At 68.3% G+C, this 16,936-nt stretch carries 14 protein-coding genes; 9 read left to right on the top strand and 5 right to left on the bottom strand.

Going from position 1 to position 16,936, the window contains the following annotated elements; all coding sequences use genetic code 11:
- Positions 1-105: 105 nt before the first annotated feature.
- The 4 genes from J2S76_RS16060 (at position 106) to J2S76_RS16045 (ending at position 2,141) form a co-directional block, all read left to right on the top strand.
- The gene (locus J2S76_RS16060; RefSeq protein ID WP_307061916.1) at positions 106-474 is read left to right on the top strand and encodes a response regulator transcription factor; all 369 of its coding nucleotides are present in this window, start codon (positions 106-108) and stop codon (positions 472-474) included.
- A 122-nt stretch (positions 475-596) separates the two neighbouring features.
- Positions 597-1,124 carry a Dps family protein gene (locus J2S76_RS16055; RefSeq protein ID WP_307061914.1) on the top strand — a complete coding sequence of 176 codons (528 nt, stop codon included), beginning with the start codon at positions 597-599 and terminating at the stop codon, positions 1,122-1,124.
- Between the two features lie 162 nt (positions 1,125-1,286).
- Positions 1,287-1,637, top strand: coding sequence for an antitoxin Xre/MbcA/ParS toxin-binding domain-containing protein (locus tag J2S76_RS16050; RefSeq protein ID WP_018390217.1), 351 nt, complete (start codon positions 1,287-1,289; stop codon positions 1,635-1,637).
- A 6-nt stretch (positions 1,638-1,643) separates the two neighbouring features.
- Positions 1,644-2,141 (top strand): RES family NAD+ phosphorylase, encoded by a 498-nt coding sequence (locus tag J2S76_RS16045; RefSeq protein ID WP_307061911.1) that lies wholly within the window; start codon positions 1,644-1,646, stop codon positions 2,139-2,141.
- Positions 2,142-2,287: 146 nt separating this feature from the next.
- On the opposite strand, the gene J2S76_RS16040 is transcribed toward J2S76_RS16045, so the two are convergent.
- Entirely contained in the window at positions 2,288-3,595 is a 1,308-nt protein-coding gene (locus J2S76_RS16040; protein ID WP_307061909.1) for a glycosyltransferase family protein, read from the bottom strand.
- 609 nt (positions 3,596-4,204) lie between these two features.
- Here J2S76_RS16040 and J2S76_RS16035 point away from each other — a divergent pair.
- The 4 genes from J2S76_RS16035 to J2S76_RS16020 are packed head-to-tail and all read left to right on the top strand — an operon-like array spanning position 4,205 to position 10,357.
- Complete coding sequence (locus J2S76_RS16035; RefSeq protein ID WP_307061907.1) at positions 4,205-5,125, top strand: glycosyltransferase; 921 nt, start codon at positions 4,205-4,207, stop codon at positions 5,123-5,125.
- On the top strand, positions 5,122-6,303 hold the full coding sequence (locus J2S76_RS16030) for a glycosyltransferase family 4 protein (RefSeq protein WP_307061906.1): 1,182 nt from the start codon (positions 5,122-5,124) through the stop codon (positions 6,301-6,303). The genes J2S76_RS16035 and J2S76_RS16030 overlap by 4 nt, the downstream gene beginning before the upstream one ends.
- Positions 6,304-6,317: 14 nt before the next feature.
- Positions 6,318-8,804 (top strand): glycosyltransferase, encoded by a 2,487-nt coding sequence (locus J2S76_RS16025; RefSeq protein ID WP_307061904.1) that lies wholly within the window; start codon positions 6,318-6,320, stop codon positions 8,802-8,804.
- Positions 8,801-10,357: a glycosyltransferase family protein gene (locus J2S76_RS16020; protein WP_307061902.1), complete on the top strand. Its 1,557-nt coding sequence runs from the start codon at positions 8,801-8,803 to the stop codon at positions 10,355-10,357. The genes J2S76_RS16025 and J2S76_RS16020 overlap by 4 nt, the downstream gene beginning before the upstream one ends.
- Positions 10,358-10,524: 167 nt before the next feature.
- On the opposite strand, the gene J2S76_RS16015 is transcribed toward J2S76_RS16020, so the two are convergent.
- The 4 genes from J2S76_RS16015 to J2S76_RS16000 are packed head-to-tail and all read right to left on the bottom strand — an operon-like array spanning position 10,525 to position 15,981.
- Positions 10,525-10,743 carry a hypothetical protein gene (locus tag J2S76_RS16015; protein ID WP_307061900.1) on the bottom strand — a complete coding sequence of 73 codons (219 nt, stop codon included), beginning with the start codon at positions 10,741-10,743 and terminating at the stop codon, positions 10,525-10,527.
- Positions 10,740-13,841, bottom strand: a complete 3,102-nt coding sequence (locus tag J2S76_RS16010; RefSeq protein ID WP_307061897.1) for an efflux RND transporter permease subunit — start codon at positions 13,839-13,841, stop codon at positions 10,740-10,742. The genes J2S76_RS16015 and J2S76_RS16010 overlap by 4 nt, the downstream gene beginning before the upstream one ends.
- Positions 13,838-14,923, bottom strand: coding sequence for an efflux RND transporter periplasmic adaptor subunit (locus tag J2S76_RS16005; protein WP_307061896.1), 1,086 nt, complete (start codon positions 14,921-14,923; stop codon positions 13,838-13,840). The genes J2S76_RS16010 and J2S76_RS16005 overlap by 4 nt, the downstream gene beginning before the upstream one ends.
- Positions 14,920-15,981, bottom strand: coding sequence for an efflux RND transporter periplasmic adaptor subunit (locus J2S76_RS16000; protein ID WP_307061894.1), 1,062 nt, complete (start codon positions 15,979-15,981; stop codon positions 14,920-14,922). The genes J2S76_RS16005 and J2S76_RS16000 overlap by 4 nt, the downstream gene beginning before the upstream one ends.
- Positions 15,982-16,170: 189 nt before the next feature.
- Between J2S76_RS16000 and J2S76_RS15995 the strand changes: the two genes are divergently transcribed.
- Positions 16,171-16,881 carry a TetR/AcrR family transcriptional regulator gene (locus tag J2S76_RS15995; RefSeq protein ID WP_307061892.1) on the top strand — a complete coding sequence of 237 codons (711 nt, stop codon included), beginning with the start codon at positions 16,171-16,173 and terminating at the stop codon, positions 16,879-16,881.
- The last annotated feature ends 55 nt before the right edge of the window (positions 16,882-16,936 follow it).

The following is a 16,936-nucleotide window of genomic DNA, read 5'->3' as shown; positions in this document are numbered from 1 at the left end:
ACCTCAGTATAATGTGAATCTCGGTCCTTTCGCGCCATTCTCATGGGGACGCGCCAAGGCGTGCCGCTTTGACCGCGAAAGGAATATCTCGTGTCTGACGTTCCGATGATCGCCATCATCGATGATGATGAATCGGTGCGTGTGGCAACCGAAAGCCTTGTCCGCTCTTTCGGCTTCAAGACGAGCGTTTTTGCTTCGCCAGAAGCCTTTCTCGCCTCGTCGAGGATGGCGGACACCCATTGCGTGATCACCGATGTTCAGATGCCTGATATGAGCGGCATCGAATTGTTCGATGTTCTGCGTGCGCGTGGCACAGGCTTGCCGGTCATCTTCATCACCAGCTTTCCCGAGGAGCGGGTGCGGCGGCGGGTGGAGGAGGCCGGGGCCGTCGGCTTCCTCGCCAAGCCCTTCGACGCCGACACCATCATGGGCTTTGTGTTTGAAGCGCTCAAAGGCCAGCCTCGACCCCATTAGACGTGCTCCGCCAGCACGCCCTGACCGTTCAAGATGGCAAGACGAACGCCCCTCTGCGGCGCATGTTCAGCCTCGCCATGTCTCGAAAACCGCAACCCGAACCCACCCCAATGGAGCCTGTCATGGACATCGAAGCCACCAAGAAGCGCCGGCTTGCACCGCTGGCGACCCCCACCTCGCTGCCCTCCAACGCGGTGGTCGACCTCGCCGCCGCCATGACCACCCTGCTGGCCGATGTCTTCACGCTCTACCTGAAGACCAAGAACTTCCACTGGCACCTCTCGGGCCCGCATTTCCGCGACTACCACCTGATGCTCGACGAGCAGGGCGACCAGATCTTCGCCATGACCGACGCCCTCGCGGAACGCGTTCGCAAGCTGGGCGGCACGACGCTGCGCTCGGTCGGCCATATTGCCCGCCTGTCGCGACTTGAGGACAATGACGCGGATTTCGTCACCGCCCAGGACATGCTCGCCGAACTGTGCAGCGACAATGTCGCGCTCACCGGCTTCCTGCGCGCCACCCACGCGGTCTGCGACGAGCACGGCGATGTCGCCAGCGCCAGCCTGATCGAGAACTGGATCGACGAGACCGAGCGCCGCAGCTGGTTCCTGTTCGAGTCCGGCCGCAAGGACGAGGCCCGGGGCTGATCGCGCGGCCCGGGTTTGCGGGCCGCGCCACCTCTGCCGCCGCCCACAGCGGCGGCCGCCTCCCGCCCGCCGCATCTTGCGCGCGGCCTCTCCTTGAACCCCACCCCATCTGACGCTATATTGCGTCAATATTGATGGCGTAATGGCAAGGAGGCCTGAGCGATGAGTCTGGCCCAATATGCGGATGACGGCATTTTCGCGCCGCGACGGATCGCCGAGACGCTGCGAACCACGAATGACGAAATCGCCCGCACGACGGGGCTTGGCCGGGATGCGATCCAGCGCAAGGACCGGATCCGTTCGGACAAGACCCAGCGTCGTCTGCGCGAGATGGTCGAAATCATCAACAAGGTCGAGCCGCGCGTCGGCTCGGCACTGATGGCGTATGCCTGGTATCGCTCGGAGCCTCTGTCGGGATTTTCCGGCCAGACGGCGATGCAGCTGGTGCGGATGGGCCGAGCCGACGACGTGCTCGACTATATCGACGCGGTCGATGCCGGCATCCACGCCTGACCACGCATGCAGTATGTCGGCAAGCTTTATCGGGCGCTGAACCCGATCCATGCACGCGAGCCGCTGTCGGGCCGTGGCGCGGAACTCTATGGCGGGCGCTTCAATGCGAAGGGCGTGCCGGCGCTCTACACATCGCTGACGGTCCTAACCGCGCTGCGCGAGGCCAACCAGGTGGGCAATCTGCAGCCGACGACGCTGGTTTCCTACGACGCCGAGATCCATCGGATTTTTGACGGCCGCGACACGGCCGCGCTCATGAGCGAGGGCATGGATACGGCCGCGCTCGCCGATGCCGGCTGGCGCGATGAAATGCGGGCCACCGGGGAGGCCCGGACACAGGCCTTTGCCCGCCGCCTGATCGACGCCGGCTATAACGCCCTGCTGGTGCGCAGCTTCGCGCCCGGCGCGACGGCGGAGGATGTGAATCTGGTCCTCTGGCGCTGGGCCAGCGCGGCCCCCGCCCGCCTCGTCCTCATCGACGACGAGAACCGCCTGTCGCGCTGAGCGCTCATCGACTGGCCGCCACGGCAGCCTGATCCGCCGAGCCGGGGCCAAGAGCTCCATTGAGCGGATGGCCTCGCGGCGGCGATCGGGAGCCGCGCCGAGAGGCTTTCTCCGGAGGCGCCTCATGCGGCCGGAGTCCCGCGCCTTCACCTGGCGGCGAATACGCCCCTTAGCGCGGCGCGGGCGCGGCGCAGCGCCCGGCTCGGCAGGCCGGCACGAGGTTTCGCAGCCGGCGGGCCCGGCACCAGGGTGGCGAGGCGCTCCAGCACATCATCGGCCACCGCCGCCGGCACGATGGAGTGCCGGATGTGCCGCGCGGCCAGCGCACCGCGCCGTGCCGCCTCGGCAGGATCGGCCGCGACAGCGCGCAGCGCCGCCACGGCCGAGCTCATGTCAGGCTCGGCCCAGTGCTGGTCCGGCGTGTAGCTGCCATTGGCCTCGCCGGGGCGCACCGGCGCCATGGACCAGTCCACGAAATAGGCCGCATCGGACCGGAGGAAGGCCGTGGGCCCGCCCCAGCCGGTGATCACGACCGGGCGCGCGGCCCAGGCGGCCTCGAAGGCGCCGAGCCCCCAGCCTTCGGCGCGGCACAGCGACACGAAGCAGTCGCCCAGCGCATGCAGGGCGTGCAGCTCGCCATCCGGCAGATCGTCGGTGAGCAGGCAGATGGGGGGCGGCAGGCGGCCATGGCGCAGCACGGCGCGGCCGATCATCGCCTCGAACTGCGGCAGCACCGGCACGCTTTCGCCCTCATGCCCGGGATCGCGTCGCACCCGCTCCAGATCGTGAGCACTGGTCTTGATCACAAGCGCCACGGGATCGTCGTAGCTGAAGGCCTCGGCGAAGGCCGCCACCAGCGGGCCAATGGACTTGCGCTCCAGCCATGTCGAGACGGTGTAGAAGATCCGCCGGCCCTGCAACGGCGGCAGGCGTCGCTGCAGCCGCTCCCGGTCCTCGACAGTGGCCGCACGCTCGGGTCGGGGCAAATGCGGCACGACCCAGATCGGGATCACCACGCCACTGTCGCGGAAGACCTGCCGGTTCCATTCGCTGGGCACGATCACGGCATCGAGCCGATTGATCAGCGCCGGCCAGTGGCCCGGCAGCCGGTCGGTCTCCCACACGGTATGGCCGACCACGCAGCGCGTGCCGCGGCGGCGCTCGCGCCCGATGAAGTGCGGGTAATATTCGGGCACGAAGTGGACGATGGCCACGTCGCATTTCCGCGCATCGTCACGCAAGAACCGGAGATCTTCCGGGCCGGCCTCGGGCGAGACGGCAGTCTGATATCCCAGGCCCAGGTCCCCGCCGGGAAGCAGGGGCTCCCACGCCAGCTGGGCACCTGCATCCCGCAAGGCACGCACCAGTGCGGCCGCCGCCACCGCATAGCCGCTCCTGTCGCCCAAACCGATATAGCGCAGCACCGGACGGGCGGCGGACGAACGGAAACTCATGGCAAAAAACCGTCCTGGCGACGTGGTGAACCATAGCACATCGATTCAGCGGCTCCTCGGACAGCGCCGTTGGCGGCAGCCGCGCGCGAAACCGTGCAGGGTTTTCGCGCGACGCGGGTCAGGGATCAACGGCGCCGGCGAAGCGGACCGCCGGCATTGGGTACACCCCACGCTGCGAGTGGAGGGGGTTATTTTCGATGTATATCGATCCCTGTCCCGCATGAAGGATCAAGGCATGTGCCAGTAAGAATATGAAATATTCCAAGCGGCGACCTTGATAAACGCCGAGGACGCGCGCTTTTTCCGGTGTAATGGAGAGTAGACGCTTCTTTCATCGAGCGTGAGGGGCAGAGGACGACCCACCTGGGACGGGCAGGCTCCCGGACGTTTTCTGACGTTTGCGCGGTGCGATCACAGGAGGGGGCGACGCGCGTTTTTCGGGGGCGGCGGGCACGGGCGCACCGGCGGCGCGGGGAGAACTCCAAGATGCGGGCAAGAGCCCCCGGGCAGGCGGAAATCAGCGGCATAGTCATTGATGTCTTCCAACGCCGGACATCCACACATCGCCTCGCGCCGTGGTGAGGGATCTACAGAGCTTTTGTGATCAACGTGACAGCCAGATCCTCGCTTTCCGGGTCCGTCGAGGGATCCCAGCGTATCCCCAACATCTACCACTTCGTCTTCGGCCTGCGGCCGCAGACAGAACCCTTCCACCTGATGCATTATGTCTGCCTGGCGTCCTGCCTTGAGGTTAACCGGCCGGATCGCGTGGTCGTGCATCTGCACAACCAGCCCTATGGGCCGCTATGGGACCGGATTTACCCGCATATCGAGGTGCAACCGATCCTCGAGCATGAACGGCGCCTCGACCTGAACTACCGGGACGACACCATCAAGCGATTCGCCTATGCCCATGTGTCCGACTTCATCCGCCTGCGCGTGCTGCATGAGCAGGGCGGCGTGTATGCGGACATGGACACGCTGTTCGTGGCGCCACCGCCCGCTGCCCTGTTCGGCGAATCCTGTGTCATGGGCCGCGAGCGTGTGGACGTCGGGGCTCCCTCCTCGCCGGAGGGCTCGCTTTGCAACGCGCTCATCATGGCCGAGCCCGGCTCGCCCTTTATCCGAACCTGGATCGAGCGCATGCCCGGCGCCTTCGACGGCAGCTGGAGCAACCACTCCACCTTCCTGCCCTATCGGCTCAGCCGCGAATTTCCGCACTGGATCCGCGTGGAACCCGAAAATCGCTTCTTCGCGCTCGACTGGACCCGCGAGGGCATCGCCGGCCTTTTCGAGCAGGACCGCGCGCTGCCGCCCGAGGCCACCAGCCTGCATTTGTGGGCCCATCTGTGGTGGGACGTGGAGCGGCGCGACATGTCCGATTTCAACCACAGGCGCCTGACGCCCGCCTATGTGGCGCATGCGCGTACCACCTATGCCCGCCTGGCGCGCCCGCACCTGCCGGCCGGGCTGGCGCCTTCAGCCCTGGCCCACTGGCTGCGCCGGCTTGTCCGGCCGAGGGTCTCGTGAGCGGGGCGCGCACCTCCCGGAGCCGGGCTGTCCTGCTGACCCATGTCCTGCCTTCGCCCGATGGCGTGGGCCTGATGCGACGGGGCTGGCGCTGGGCCTGCGAACTGGCGGCGACGCATGAGCTCGACATCGTGCTGGTGACGCGCGGCGCCGAAGGCCCCGTGCCTCGGACACCGCTGCCGGGCGCATTGCATGTGGTGCGCTGCACCGGTCCCGCCCTGATGCGCCGTCGCCTGGCGGACTGGTTCGAGCCGGACGCGGCGGCCGCCGCCGCGCTGGGCGCCTTGCCCGGCCCGGTGCCGGCCCGCGTGCTTGTCTTCCGCTTCTATCTGCACGACCTCGCATCGCATCTGCCGCCCGCGTGGCGAGGCGTGGCCGAGATGGACTGCGATGATTGGGAATCGGCCACGCGGCGCAGCCTGGCCGGCCTGGCGCTGCGCCGCGGACGCTGGCGCGCCGCAGCCGCGCGCCTTGTGCAATCGCGGCGCTACGCCCGGCTCGAGCGGCTGTTATTGCCGACCTACCGCACCGTTCACCTCGCCGCCGTCGAGGACGCCACCCGCCTCGCCCGCCTGCCGGGCATGGGCGAGGTGCGCACCAGCCCCAACCGCATCGTTGCCGACGCGCCGCCCGTCCCGTCGCCGCCCCCGGCAGGCGGGCGCACCCTGCTCTTCGTCGGCGCGCTGTTCTATCCACCCAATGAGGACGCCGTGCTCTGGTTCGCCCGGGCCGTGCTGCCCCGCCTGCGCCGGCTGGTGCCGGACGTGCAGGTGATCGCCGCCGGCCGGGCGGAAGGGTCGCTGCGGCGGCGCCTGGCCGCTCATGGCATCACCTACGCCCACGAGCCCGCCGACCTGCGTCCCCTTTACGCCCAGGCCACGGCTGTCATTGCGCCGGTGCGCGGTGGTGGCGGCACCAAGCTGAAGGTGCTGGAAGCCTGGCACTACGCACGGCCCTTGGTGGCCACCTCGCATGCTGTCCGGGGGCTGCAGGTCGAGCCCGGCCGGCACGTGCTCGTGGCCGATCGCGCCGGGCTCTTCGCGCTCCATTGCGCGGCGCTGCTGACGGATGCGGCGCTGGCCGCCCGCATCGCCGGCGAGGGTGAACGCCTGCTGCGGGCGCAATACTGCCTCGCCCCGGCTGACGACACGCCCTCACCCAACCTCGCTCCTGGATGAAGCAGGAAAACCCCTTGCACGATTCCGCCCCCCCTGCGGCCCGCCCGCCGCTGCTGATCCTCTCGGTCGCCACCGGATATGGCGGCGCCGAGCGCAACGTCGAAATCCTGCTGCCCCTGCTGCTCGCCGAGCGACGGGTCACGGTTTTCGCCTGCAACACGCTGCATCTCGAGCGGCTTCGGCAGATGGCGCACCCTCGGCTGGACATCCATGCCGTGGATGCCACGCGGGGAAACTTCATCGCGCGCGCCGCTCGGTCGCTTGTGCGGCGCGTCCTGACGCTGCGGCCGTCGGCCATCCTCACCAATACGCTCGATTCCCTGCGCATCCTGGCGCGGGCGGCAGACCAGCTGCCGGGGCTGGACGCCATCGCCTGCGTGGCCGCGCACGACTTCCTCTGGTTCGATCATGAGCGGCTGCTGCCGCAGGTCCGCCGGGCCACAGTGCTGGTGCCCGACCGGTCGGTGCTGGAGAAGCCGGGCTACCTCGCCGACCATGTCTGGCCACACGGCCCGATGCGGGCGCTGGTGATGCCCAACCCGGTCGACATTCCGGCGACGCTCGCCCCGAACCTGGCCGACGACGCGCCCTTCCTGCACCTCGCCACGGTGAACCGTTTCAAGGGCCATGCGTCGCTGATCGAGGCCGCAGCGCTGCTGCGGGCGCGCTGCCCCGACCTGCGCATCGCATCCGTCGGCCATCGGCCGATCCCCGAATTATATGCCGAGCTGCAGGCCCAGATGGCGGCGGCGGGCACGGCGGGCACGCTGAGCCTGCACGACCACGTGCCCGACCCGTCGGCGCTGCTGCGACAGGCGCGGGCCGTGCTCGTCACCTCCATCTCCACGGAAGGGGGCCCGGAGAGCTTCGGCCGCTCGATCATCGAGGCCTGGGCGCAGGGGCGGCCGGTCATCGCCTTCGCCTGCGGGGCGCCGGCGCAGCTGATCCGGCACGAGGTCGACGGCCTGCTGGTCGATGAAGGCGATGCGCCGGGGCTGGCCGATGCCATCGAGCGGCTGCACCGCGATCCCGCTTTGGCCGACCGGCTGGGCCGCAGCGGACGCGAACGGGCCGAGCGTGATTTCGCCACCCCTCGCATACTGGCCCAGCTGACGGCCGTACTGGACGGCCGCTGGTGCCCGCGCCTCCTCGCCCCGCCCGCCGGGGCGGGCCGGCCCGGTCCGGCCGTCCTGTTCGATGTCTCGCTCTCGCTGGAAAAGGGATGGCATTCGCCCGTGGGCATGTCGCGGGTGGAACAGCACACCGCCGAACGGCTCGCGGCGCAGCCTGTACCCGTGCAGCTGGTTCGGCGCAGCGCGGAGGAGGGTGGCTACCGCCCGCTCACCGGGCAGGAGCTGGAATTCCTGGCCAATTCGCCGGACGGCATGGGCAGAATGGCCGACGCCGAACTGGCGAACAGCAAGCGGCCGCCGCCGCGCGTGCCGCAGCCCGTCGGCCGCGGCGCTTGCCTGCTCGGCGCCCTTCAGCTCGCCGTCTCCAAACGGCGCCGGCGGGTGCCGCGCCGGCTGGTCCGCTGGCTGCAGCGCCGCGCGAACACCAAGCTGCACGGCTTGCCCCTTGATGCCCCGCCGTTCACGCCAAACCCGGGCGACGTGCTGCTGAGCGTCTCCAACCCGTGGGACTATCTGGCGCCGCCCGTCTTCAAGGAACTTCGCGCCCGTGGGGTGCGGGTGGTGCTGGCCGTGCACGACCTGATGGTCTGGGAAACCCCGCAGTGGACCGCCGGCCGCGATCCGCGCGCCTATACGGCCGACATGCGCAGCGTCATCGCCGAGGCGGACCAGCTCGTGGCGGTCTCCCGGCACACGGCGCGGCAGGTGCAGCGGGCCCTGGCGGAAGAGGGCCACGCCGCGCCACCCCTGCGCGTGGCCTCGCCGGCGGGCCTCGACACCGCGCGCGCCCTGCCAGGCGGCCCGCCCACCGGCTTGCCGCCGGACCGGCCCTTTGTGCTGTATTGCTCGACGATCGAAATCCGCAAGAACCACATCCTGCTGCTGAACCTGTGGGAGCAGTTGCGGCAGCAGCTTCCGGTCGCGCGCCTGCCGGTGCTGGTGCTGGCCGGAAGCTGGGGCTGGGGCGTGGACGCGGTGCGGCTGGCGGTGGAGAGAAATTGGCGGCTTGCGCCGCACCTGAAGGTGGCCGCGGCCCTGCGCGACGAGCAGCTTCACTGGCTGTACCGCCACGCGCGCTTCTCGGTCTTCCCATCCTTCAACGAGGGTTTCGGTCTGCCGGTGGCGGAGAGCCTGGCCGCCGGCACGCCGGTTTTAGTGTCGAACCATCCGGCCCTTGTCGAAGCCTCGGCAGGGCTGATGCCCGCGCTCGATCCCGGCGATCTGCCCGCCTGGCGCGGCGAGATCAGCCGCCTGTGCCTGGACGACACTTATCTCACGCAGTTGCGCGCCAAGGCCCGGACGTACCGGCCGGTCCCTTCGGACGCTCTGCCGCGGGCGCTGCTTGACGCGGCGGGCGTGACGCCGTGAAGGACACGCCGTCGCCCTCCGGCCCGCCAAAAGACCCCTTCGATCGTGGGACCGCGCTGGCGGCCCACACGCTGCGGGCCGCCCTGCGCCACTTCCAGGACCGCCTCCAGTCCCAGGAGGCGCAGCTCGGCCGGTTGCGGGACGACATCGACACGCTGACGGCCGAACTCGCCCGGTGCCGCACGGCACTGCCGCAGCAGATGAATGCCGCTGAGGCTGTGGCCGCCCCGGCGCCGCGCAGCGGGCGAATGCTGCGCCGGCTGGCCCACGACCTCGGCCGCCTGTTGCCGCGCGCCTGGGGTGGCTCACCGTCCGTCGCGCCACGGACACCCGCACCGTTCGATGTGCAGGATTATCGCGTGCGCCTGCGTGCGCTGCGCGCCTCCGGCCAGCTGGCGCGCGTGTGCACGGTCGCGGTGCTGGCCCCGGACCGCTTGCGCCGCGCGGCGCAGGTGGTGGCTCGCCTCATCGACGGCATGTCGCTGCGATGCACCGTGCTCACGGCCATGCCCACCGATTTCACTGACGACCTCTATGTGGTGCTCAGCCCGCGCGCCTTCGAGGTGCTGCCGCCACCCGAACGGCGCCTTCTGTGGCTGGTCGAGCCCCGTGAACTGGCCGATGGCTGGACAATCGACCTGCAGGCGCGCCTGCATCACTCGCTGGCCGTCTTCGAGGCAATGCTGCCGCGCCTGGCCGAGCTTCAGCGGAACGGGCTCGCGCAGGATCAGATCTTCCATGTGCCGCTGACGGCGCGAACCGCCACCGGGCCGACTCTGGCTGACCGCTCGCCGCTGGGCCTGCCGCACATGTTGGCCCGCGCGCTTCATGGCGTCGGCATATTGGATGACGCGGCCTTCGAGGCTGCCACGGCCCAGACCCGCCTCGATGCGCCGGCCACCGTGCTCTGCCTGCCCGAAGCGCCGGAACGATTTGCCCATGCGCGCGCGAGCCAGCGCCATGGCGCGATCCTCTTCCCCGGCCTGCGCCATGTCGACGGCTGGAAAGGCACGGCGCTGAGCTACCGCTACCTGGCGCGCCGCGCCCTGCAGGCCCAATGCGAGCGGCTGGTCGTGTGGGAAGACGACGCGCGGCTGCCCGCTGATTTCAACGTCCGCCTGCCGGCCCTTCTGGCGCTGCTGGATGCCAGGGCCAGCGATTGGGACCTGTTTTCCGGCCTGATAACCGACCTCTCCCCGCAGGGACGGATAAAGGCCGTGCAGCCGCATGGCGACGGCCTGCTCGTCGAGATCGACACGGTCACTGGCATGGTCTTCGGCATTTATGGCCCAAAGGCGCTGCAGGCTCTGGCCGACTATCGGCTTGAGGGAGAGGACGTGATGAAGGACACCATCGACCGCTACCTTGAAACGCTGGGCCTGCGCTGCTGCACGGTGTTTCCACCGCTCGTCGGCCACTCCGAGCGCCTGTCCTCCACGCTCTGGGCCTGGACGGAGCGTGGCTTCTTAAGCAACGACCTGTTGAATCCCATGATCGATCGCAGCCAGTTGCGGCTGCTGTCGAAGGTCGCGGACGTCCTGGACGGCACGTAGAGCGCGTCCGGTGAAAACCGGTTCACCTGACGTGCTCTAATCTTTGTTTTACGCAGTTTCTTCAGGCGAACCGGAACTCACTTCGCTCGAAAATGATCGAGGCATCGCTCCGCCGCGATCCAGCGAGCACCCTGCCGGTCTGCTTTCTCGGGCCGGGTCGCCGAAGCTCAGCCATTCAACGCAATCAAGGCTTCGGCGAGTTTCAGATCATCTGGCGTGGCGACCTTCACATCGAAGGCGCTGCCGGGCACGAACGCCGTTGTGACGCCACATGCCGCGCCATGTGATGGAGAAAGCCGGGCGGGAAACGCTCCGGCCCAGGGGGCGAGCATCGCGTCGGTGCGGGTGGCCGCCCCCCATGCCCCTCTCGCCGCAACGCTGTTCACGTGGCGCCGCCGCTCGCGGGTCGCAGGCTCGCATCCTCAGCGGTGGTCGCGGCCGGCGCGCCATCCGGCTCCTTAATGCGGAACCAGGCGACATACAGCGCCGGCAGGAACAGCAGCGTCAGCACCGTGCCGACGATGATCCCGCCCATCATCGCATAGGCCATCGGGCCCCAGAACACCTCGCGCGAGATCGGGATCAGCGCCAGCGAGGCCGCCGCAGCCGTCAGCAGGATCGGCCGCATCCGGTGCTCGGTGGCCTCCAGCACGGCATGCCACCTGTCCATCCCTTCCCCGATCAGGTGCTCGATCTGCACGACGAGAATGACCGAGTTGCGGATCAGGATGCCGATCAGCGCCAGCACGCCCAGTATCGCCACGAAGCCCAGCGGCGCACCGGAGGGCAGCAGCGCGGCGACGACGCCGATCAGGCCGAGCGGCGCGACCGCCACCACCAGGAACAGCCGCTGGAAGCTCTGGAGCTGGAACATCAGCAGCGTCGCCATGGTGATCAGCATGAACGGCGCGACGGCGAGGATCGGGCCCTGTCCCTTGGCGCTCTCCTCGACCGCGCCGCCGGTGACGACATGATAGCCCGGGGGCAGCCTGGCGATGAAGGCGTCGAGCGTGGGCTTGATCTGGTCGACGACGGTCGCCGGCTGGACCGGGGTGACCAGGCCCGCCTTGACCGTAATCGTCGGGATGCGGTTGCGCCGCCACAGGATCGGCTGCTCCAGTTCGTAATGGAACGTCGCGATCGCCGCGAGCGGGAAGGACCGCCCGTTCTGGGTGGGAATCTGCAGGTTCTCCAGCGTCTCGATCGAGGCGCGCTCGGTGGCGCGGGCCCGGCTGACGACGTTGACGAGATAGATGGAGTCGCGGATCTGCGTCGCGGTCGATCCGCCGACGACACCGTTCATCACCGTCGCCACGTCCTGCGAGGTCACGCCCAGCTGGCGGGCCTTGTCCTGCAGGATGTCGATCTTCACCACGCGCCCCGGCTCGATCCAGTCATAGGTGACGCGATCGGTGTTTTCGTTGGCCCCGACAATGCCGGCGACCTCCTGGGCATAGGCCCGCACCTTCGCGACATCCGGGCCGCTGACCCGGTACTGGATCGGGCGCCCGACCGGCGGCCCGATGTCCAGCGGGTGAACGAAGACGTCGGTGCCGACGAATTGCTGCTCGCCGAGGGCCTTGAGGCGCTTGATCAACCGGTCTCGCGCCTCAAGCCCCTTGGTCATGATGACGATCTGCCCGAAATTGGGGCTCGCCGGCTGCACGTCGAAGGACAGCAGGAAGCGCTGCGCGCCTTCGCCGACATAGGACGACCAGAAGGCGATGTCGTCGTCGCCTTTCAGCGTCGCCTCGAAGCGGTCCATCTGCGCGCGGGTCTCGGTGATCGAGGCGTTCTGCGGCGCCGTCCAGTCGACAATGACCTCGGGTCGATCGGAGGAGGGGAAGAATTGCTGCTGCACGAACCCCATCCCAACCAGCGAGCCGACGAAAAGCGCGAAGGTGGCGGCGATGGTCAGCCATTTGAAGCGCACGCAGCCCTGCAGGACCGCGCGGAACAGGCGGGTGAAACGCCCCGCTTCCTCATGGTGCTTCTTCATGGCTTTCGGCAGCAGGGTGACGCCGAGCAGCGGCGTGAACACCACCGCGACAATCCACGACACCACCAGCGAGACCGCGATGACCACGAACAGGGTGAAGGTGAACTCGCCGGCGCTGCTGTTATTCAGGCCGACGGGAATGAAGCTGGCCACCGTAACAAGCGTGCCGGTAAGCATGGGGAAGGCGGTGGAGGTGTAGACATGGGTCGCCGCCTTCTCCAGCGTATCGCCCACTTCGAGCCGTGAGACCATCATCTCGACGGCAATCATGGCGTCATCCACCAGCAGGCCGAGGGCGATGATGAGCGCGCCGAGCGAAATGCGCTGCAGCGAGATGCCGAGATATTCCATCACCACGAAAGTGATCGCCAGCACCAGCGGGATCGACAGGGCGACCACCAGGCCGGCGCGCATGCCCAGGCTGATGAAGGACACGACCAGCACGATCGCCACCGCCTCGCCCAGCGCCTTGGTGAAGCCGCCGACCGCCTCCTCGACTACCTGCGGCTGGTCGGAAACCAGATGCACGCCGACGCCGACAGGAAGCTCGGCCTCGATCCGGCGCATCTCTTCCGACAGCGCCTCGCCGAACTCCAGCAGGTTGGCGGCGGGCTTCATGCCGATGGCCAGCCCGATGGCCGGCTGCCCGTCATAGCGGAACAGCGAGCTCGGCGGATCGGCATAGCCGCGGGTGATGGTCGCCACATCAGACAGGCGGAAGAAGCGGTCATTGATCCAGAGATTGACCTTGCTCAGGTCCTTCTCGGAAGCGAACTGCCCGTTGGTCCGCACCGAGATCCGCTCGCCATCCGCCTCGACGGTGCCGGAGGGAGCGACGGCGTTCTGGGCGCTCAGCGCATTGATGATGGTCTGCTGGGAAAGGCCGAGCGCCGCCATCTGCGGGGTGGAGAATTCGAGATAGACGATCTCGTCCTGCGCCCCGATCAAATTGACCTTGCCGACATTCGGCACGGTGAGGATCTGCGCCCGCGCCGCCTCCGCATAGTCGCGCAGCTGGCGCTGGGTGAGGCCGTCGGAGGTGAAGGCGTAGATATTGCCGTAGACGTCGCCGAAATCGTCGTTGAAGAACGGGCCCTGCACGCCCTCGGGCAGTTCGCCCTTCAGGTCGGTGAGGATGTTGCGCACCCGCAGCCAGGTGTCGTTGACGGCGCGCCCCTGCGTCGTGTCGCGCAGGTTGAGGAAGATCGTCGTCCGGCCCGGCGAGGTCTGGCTCTTGGTGTAGTCGAGCGTGGTGATCTCCTCGAGCTTGCGCTCGATCCGGTCGGTCACCTGCGTCGCGGTGTCCTCAATCGTCGCCCCCGGCCAGGTGGCGGTGATGAGCATCGTCTTGATGGTGAAGTTGGGATCTTCTTCACGACCGAGATTGAAATAGGCCATGGCGCCGGCAACCGACGCGATCAGCATGAAGTACCAGACCAGCGAGCGGTGACGGAGCGCCCAGTCCGACAGGTTGAAGCCGTTCATGGAACCATCTCCGGATCGATCTTGATCGTCTGGCCTTCGGTGAGGCTGTTCACGCCGGCGGTCACGACCCGGGTCCCGGCCTCGACCCCTCGGGTGATCCGAACCGTTTCGCCAGCCGCATCCGCGACCTCCACGGGCTGGCGCGCGACGGTCATCGCCTGCTCGTCCACCACCCAGACAAAGGTGCGGTCATCGGCCTTGAGCAGGGCCGAGCGCGGCAGTTCGATCCCGCTGCGGCTGATCTGCTGCGGCGAGGCGATGATGGTCGTGCCGATGCGGAAGGTCGGCGGGGGGGCGTCGAGGGTGATGCGGATGCGCCGCGTTCGGGTGGCGGCGTCGGCCTGCGGCGCGATTTCGCGCACGCGCCCATCGGCATGGATGCTGGGCTCGACCTGCAGCGAGGTGGTGAACAGGTCGCCCAGCTTGAACGCCCGCGCCATCTCGTCGGGAACGTCGACCATGGCCTCGCGGATATCGGCCTGCGCGACGGTGATGACGATCGCGCCGGCATTCACCGTCTGCCCCACTTCGGCATTGGTGGCGGTGACGATGCCATCGGTCTCCGAGACAAGCCGGGTGTAGGACAGCTGCTCGCGCGCCTTGTCGAGCGCGGCGCGGCCGCGGGTGACGGCGGCATCGGCGCCGGCGAGCGCCTCTTCCGCCGTGTCGAGATCGGATTGCGAGGCGACCTTGTGGCCGACAAGCACCTTCTTTCGGTCGCGGGTCGCGGTTGCGTAGACGAGCTGGGCTTCCGCCTTGGCAAGCTCTGCCTCCAGCTGCCGGACGGCGAGGGTGAGCGTCGTCGGGTCGAGCGAGGCGAGAAGCTGTCCGGCCTTCACCGTCTGCCCGACATCGACATCGCGCGAGACCACTCGGCCGAGCACGCGGAAGCCGAGATCGCGCGAGAAGCGCGGCTGGACCGTGCCGGTGAAGCGGACCGCCTCGGCGCCCTGCGGGGCCACCACCATCGACAATACCGGCCGGACGGGGGGCGCCGGGGCCGCCTCGTTCTCCGAGCAGCCACTGAGCGCGACCAGCGAGCCGAGCCCGACCAGGGCGGCGAGTGTGCGTCGAACCATCATGACGGTTCTCCCGATGAGATGGAGACAATTTGGCCGGCGCGCAGGAACTGGCCGCCCGCCGTCACGACCAGCTCGCCATCCTTCAGCCCGGCACTGACGAGGATTTCCCCCGTCTTGTAGCGTTCCACCGTGATGGCGCGTTGCGACACGGCGTTGGTCGCGGGGTCGATGACCCAGACCGCCGGGCCGGCCTCACCGGCGGCAAGCGACGTCCAGGGCAGCGTGACGACCTCCTTGCTCGCCCACGCGCCGCTGCCGAGCACGGCGGCACCGAGGCCCATGGCGGCCGGCGGATCGATCAGCGACATCTTCACCCGCACGGTGCCGGTCGCGGTGTCGAAGGTGGGCGCGATCTCGCGCACGATGGCGGTGGCGACCACGTTCCGGTCGGCGAGCAGCCGGATTTCCGCCCTGTCGCTCGCAGGCGCATCGGCGAGCAGGGCCTCATAGACATCGAACACCACGTCGCGGGCCCCGTCCTGCGCGAGGGTGAACACCGTCTGCGCCGCCGAGACCACCTGTCCGGTCTCGGCGTCGCGGGCGGTGATCACGCCGTCGGCGTCCGCCTTCAGAACGGTCAAGGCGAGCTGTTCCTCGGCGGTGCCGACATCGGCCCGGGCCGATTCCACCGAGCTTTCGGCGCGGCGCAGCTGTTCCTCGGCGGAATCGTAGCTGCTGCGGGTGGTGAAACCGCTCGCGATCAACTGCTGCTGCCGCTTGAAGCTGCTCTGCGCCTGCGCCAGCGTCGCCTCGGCCGATTGCAGCGTCGCCTTGGCGGCCTCCACATCGGCGACCTGCTCCGGCGTCTCGATCGTTGCCAGAACATCGCCGGCCTTCACATGGTCGCCGACATCGACCTTGCGCTCGGCGATACGGCCGGCGACGCGAAAGGAGAGCTTGCTCTCCACCCGCGCGGCGACCGTTCCGCTGAGCGACACCGTGCGGGCGACCGGCTGGAAGGCGGCCGGCTGCGCCTTGACCGTCTCCCGTGCCCGCGGGGCCTGCGCCTGTTCCGGTCCGCAGCCGGTCAGCGTGACGAGCGCGAGAAAGCCGGCCATGAGCGCCCCCGCCCGGTTCGGCCGCCAGCGCCTCGAAGACCCGGCTATGCTTGAAAGACCCACGCGCATGAGGACCCGCCTTGGCTGTACTGGTCAGTTCAGTTCAGTTTTACGCTTGACGCATATTGCCGGCGCGGTCAATGATGAACTGTACAGTCCAGTTCATTTTGTTGCGCATGGGGGTCCGCCATGGTTCGCCACCCTTTGAAGGTCGACACGCCGGAGGCGGATAGGGTCGGCAGCGGCACGGGTGCGGGGGCCGCGCCGGGCGCCAAGGCTTCCGCCCTGCCCGACCGGGAAAACCCCAAGGTGCGGCAGGTGCTGGAGGCGGCGCATGCGCTGTTTCTTGAGCTGCCCTATGATGCCGTCAGCACCGACGCGATCGCCAGGGCCGCCGGGATTTCAAAGACGACCCTCTACGTCTATTTTCCAAGCAAGGAGGCGGTGTTCTCGGCCCTCGTTCGGGAAAACTGCGAACAGACGGCGCACTCCATCTGGAGCTCGGCCTCAGAGTCGGAAGATGTCGAGGAAGCGCTGCGGCTGATCGCCCGCAATTTCATGACGATGTTCGCGACGACAGACGCGCTCGCCTTTTATCGAACCATCATCGCCCAGGTGCCACGGTTTCCCGAGCTCGGACGTATTTTCTACGAATCCGGTCCAAAGGTGCTCCAGGAGCGGATCGCGCTTTTCCTGCGCGAGGCGAGCGCGAGGGGCGACCTGTCGGTGCCCGATCCGGCGCTGGCGGCCTCGCAGTTCATGCAGCTCATTTCGGTCGATATTCCGCTGACCGGTCTGCTTGGCCTCGGGGAGCTGACGCAGGACAGGGTTGCGATCACGATCGAAAGCGGCCTCGCGCTCTTCCTGAACGGCTGCCGTCCGCCTCTGGAGCGAGGCTGAGCGCCTCGCCGATGTTCCCTCTCGACGAGTCGCCTGCCGTAGGTCTCCGGTCCGT

This window comes from Ancylobacter vacuolatus (genome assembly GCF_030813595.1).
Taxonomy (GTDB): Bacteria; Pseudomonadota; Alphaproteobacteria; order Rhizobiales; family Xanthobacteraceae; genus Ancylobacter; species Ancylobacter vacuolatus.
Note: the sequence above shows the minus strand (reverse complement) of the source record. Positions and strands in the feature narration are given on the sequence as shown.